The sequence below is a fragment of the Methylobacterium goesingense genome (genome assembly GCF_022179225.1).
Classification (GTDB): Bacteria; Pseudomonadota; Alphaproteobacteria; order Rhizobiales; family Beijerinckiaceae; genus Methylobacterium; species Methylobacterium goesingense.
This window is the reverse complement of record NZ_BPQL01000127.1, coordinates 1-3,192: the sequence shown is the minus strand read 5'-3', so window position 1 is coordinate 3,192 and position 3,192 is coordinate 1. Positions and strand designations below refer to the sequence as shown.

The window sequence follows — 3,192 nt, the reverse complement described above, 5'->3', positions numbered from 1 at the left end:
TAGAGCCGGTCGTCGCGGGCCGAGCGGCGCCAGTCGATCCGCGCGGCGGCCTCGCCCGCGACGAAGGGCCGGAACTGCCAGAAGCTCTCGCCCGGCCCGGCCCGGCGGCGGCCGTGAATGCCGTGGGCCAGCGTCGAGGACACCCGGCGGGATTCGAGGATCAGACGCGGCATCCGCTCGGCCAATGCGAGCGCGCTCTCGGTCTCGCGGCGCCCCGGAGTGCGGGCGCTCCGGTCGAGGACCTGGGTGGCGCCGCCGCCGGGCCGGGGAATCGCCATGCCCTAGAGCTTGCCGGCGAGCTGGGCGATGAGGCCCGGGATGGTCTCGCCGTCGGCGCGTGCCGCAAAGCTCAGCGCCATGCGGTGCTTCAGCACCGGTTCGGCCAGCGCCTTCACGTCGTCGATGGAGGGGGCGACGCGGCCCTCGATCAGGGCGCGGGCACGCACCGCCAGGGTGAGCGCCTGACTGGCACGGGGACCCGGTCCCCAGAGCAGCTTGCCCTTGAGCGCGGGATCGCCGCCCTCGGGGCGCGCGGCGCGCACGAGGTCGAGGATGGCATCGACCACCGCGTCGCCGACGGGCAAGCGGCGCACGAGGCGCTGAGCCGTAAGCAGCGCCTCGGTGGACATCACCGCCTGCGGCTTGTGCTCGTCGATTCCGGTGGTCTCGATCAGGATGCGGCGCTCGGCGGCCCGGTCGGGATAGCCGACATCGATTTCCAGGAGGAAGCGGTCGAGCTGCGCCTCGGGCAGCGGATAGGTTCCCTCCTGCTCGATCGGGTTCTGGGTGGCCAGCACGTGGAAGGGACGCGGCAGGTCGTGGCGCTCACCCGCTACCGAGACGAAATGCTCCTGCATCGCCTGGAGCAGGGCCGACTGCGTGCGGGGGCTGGCGCGGTTGATCTCGTCCGCCATGAGGAGCTGGGTGAAGACCGGGCCCTTGACGAAGCGGAACGAGCGGTGGCGATCCGCATCCTCGTCGAGGATCTCGGTGCCGAGGATGTCGGACGGCATCAGGTCCGGGGTGAACTGCACCCGGCGGGCATCGAGGCCGAGGACGGTGCCCAGCGTCTCCACGAGCTTGGTCTTGGCGAGGCCCGGCAGGCCGACAAGCAGGCCGTGGCCGCCGGCCAGGATCGTCACCAGCGCGAGATCGACCACCTGCTCCTGGCCGAAGATGACCTTATGGATCGCCTCGCGGGCCTGCCCCACCGAGCCGAGACAGGCTTCCGCCGTGGCGACGATGCCGTCATCGAGGGTGGTGGCCGGCTGGGAGCCCTGAATCATGCGTGTCGGTCCTGGCTTCTCCGCGCCGGCCGTGGAGGGCCGTGCGCAGCGGGAATGCGCCATCGAGGGGCGGGCCTTGCGTCGGCCATCTGACCGGGAGTGTGGCGCCCTTTCCGGCACGCTGGCAAGGTCGGCGCGACGACGCAGGGTTCAGGCCTGCGCGAGCGGGCCGCGCCGAACAGCGGGGAGAGGCCATCGCCCGCCGTTCCCCCGTCGTCCGGATGCGCTATCTTGTACCTCATGACCGATCCAGCGCCTGCCGATCCAGCGCCTCCCGTCGCCGATCCGACGATCGACCGTCTCAGCGCCGCCCTCGGCGATGCGGCGCGCCGCGGCACGCCGCCCGTGGAGCGATGGAACCCGCCCTTCTGCGGGGCGATCGACATGCGGATCGCCGCCGACGGGACCTGGCATCACGAGGGCGCGCCGATCCGTCGCCCGGCGCTGGTCAAGCTGTTCGCCTCGATCCTTCGGCGCGAACCAGACGGCGGCTACGTCCTGGTCACCCCCGTGGAGAGCGTCGGCATCGCGGTGGAAGATGCCCCGTTCGTCGCCGTGGAGATGGCGGTCGAGGGCGACGGTCCGGAGCGCCGCATCGCCTTTCGCACCAATGTCGACGACCTCGTCCCGGTCGATGCGGACCACGCCCTGCGCTTCGAGCAGGATGCGGGCGGCGGTCTGCGACCCTACGTCCATGTCCGCCGCGACCTCTGGGCGCTTCTGACCCGGGCGCTGACCTACGATCTCCTCGCGATGGCCGAGGAGCGGGACGGCTGGCTCGGCGTCGCGGCCGGGAGCGCCTTCCATCGCATCGCGCCAGCCGAGAGCGCATGACGCACGACGACCCGCTGGCGGACCTCCTCGCCCGGGCCGCCGCGCACCTGTGCGCAGAGCCGCCGGGCGACGGCGCTCCGACCGCGAATCCCCGCGGCGATCACGACCTCGACGGACCCGAGGCGGCGGTGGTGCCGAAAACCCCGCACCGGCGCGCCGCGGTACTCGTGCCGGTGCTGCCTCGGGCGGACGGCCTCCACGTCCTGTTCACCGTGCGGGCGGCGCATCTGCGCGACCATTCGGGGCAGATCGCGTTCCCGGGCGGGAAGATCGACGCCGACGATGCGAGCCCGGCCCATGCCGCTCTGCGCGAGGCCCGGGAGGAGGTCGGACTTGTCGCAGAGGCGATCCGTGTGCTCGGCTACCTCGATCCCTATCTCTCGGCCACGGGGTTCCTCGTTCTGCCCGTCCTCGGCCTCGTCGACCCGAGGGCGGACCTCTGCCTGAACCCGGACGAGGTCGCCGCCACGTTCGAGGTGCCCTTGCGCCATCTTCTCGATCCGACCCAGCGCCGCATCGAGAGCGCGGTCTGGCGTGGGCGGCAGCGGCGCTACTACGCCATCACCTACGGCGAGTTCCGGATCTGGGGCGTCACCGCAGGAATCGTGAACAATTTGCGGGAGCGCCTCTTCCCCTGACGCCGCCCCGTCCCCTCGCCGTTCGAGACATTCATGATCCGCCGCGTCCTCGAAGAACTCCTGATCTTCCTCTCGCCGTTCCTGCTCTTCGCGTTCTACCTGGCAATCCGCGGGCGGCGGCCGGATCAGCCCGCGCACTGGGAAGGTCAGGGTTTCCGGCTGACCCTGGCAGGCCTAGCCCTGGTCATTCTCTCGCTGGTGGCGACGGGACTCTTCAGCGAGCGTCATCGCGGTGGCTACGTGCCGCCGCACCTGGAGAACGGACAGGTCGTGCCCGGACGCTTCCTGTGAGCGGACACGTCCTCGCGGTATCGGGTCTGGCCCGCCTCCTCGACAGGCCAGGCCTGCGACGGGTCCTCGCGGCCCTGGACGCGGAGGGTGAGACGACCCGGCTCGTCGGCGTCGCGTACGCAGCCGCCGACGAGCCGGGTCGT

At 71.6% G+C, this 3,192-nt stretch carries 4 protein-coding genes and 1 pseudogene; 3 read left to right on the top strand and 2 right to left on the bottom strand.

Annotation, left to right across the window (positions count from 1 at the left end):
* Positions 1 to 278 (bottom strand): annotated as a pseudogene (locus tag MFF30_RS20175) (DUF58 domain-containing protein); the annotation flags it as partial.
* Between the two features lie 3 nt (positions 279 to 281).
* Entirely contained in the window at positions 282 to 1,286 is a 1,005-nt protein-coding gene (locus MFF30_RS20170) for an AAA family ATPase (RefSeq protein WP_238281551.1), read from the bottom strand.
* Between the two features lie 240 nt (positions 1,287 to 1,526).
* Between MFF30_RS20170 and MFF30_RS20165 the strand changes: the two genes are divergently transcribed.
* Genes MFF30_RS20165 through MFF30_RS20155 form a run of 3 tightly spaced genes read left to right on the top strand, consistent with a single transcriptional unit; the run spans position 1,527 to position 3,049 of the window.
* Positions 1,527 to 2,120, top strand: a complete 594-nt coding sequence (locus MFF30_RS20165; RefSeq protein ID WP_238281555.1) for a DUF1285 domain-containing protein — start codon at positions 1,527 to 1,529, stop codon at positions 2,118 to 2,120.
* Entirely contained in the window at positions 2,117 to 2,758 is a 642-nt protein-coding gene (locus MFF30_RS20160; protein ID WP_238281549.1) for a CoA pyrophosphatase, read from the top strand. The genes MFF30_RS20165 and MFF30_RS20160 overlap by 4 nt, the downstream gene beginning before the upstream one ends.
* Before the next feature lie 33 nt (positions 2,759 to 2,791).
* Complete coding sequence (locus MFF30_RS20155) at positions 2,792 to 3,049, top strand: DUF6111 family protein (protein WP_238281546.1); 258 nt, start codon at positions 2,792 to 2,794, stop codon at positions 3,047 to 3,049.
* Positions 3,050 to 3,192 lie beyond the last annotated feature (143 nt).

What these genes read in the sequence shown, in the direction of transcription:
- MFF30_RS20170 (WP_238281551.1), bottom strand. Translation starts at nt 1,286, where the DNA reads ATGATTCAGGGCTCCCAGCCGGCCACCACCCTCGATGACGGCATCGTC.
- MFF30_RS20165 (WP_238281555.1), top strand. Translation starts at nt 1,527, where the DNA reads ATGACCGATCCAGCGCCTGCCGATCCAGCGCCTCCCGTCGCCGATCCG.
- MFF30_RS20160 (WP_238281549.1), top strand. Translation starts at nt 2,117, where the DNA reads ATGACGCACGACGACCCGCTGGCGGACCTCCTCGCCCGGGCCGCCGCG.
- MFF30_RS20155 (WP_238281546.1), top strand. Translation starts at nt 2,792, where the DNA reads ATGATCCGCCGCGTCCTCGAAGAACTCCTGATCTTCCTCTCGCCGTTC.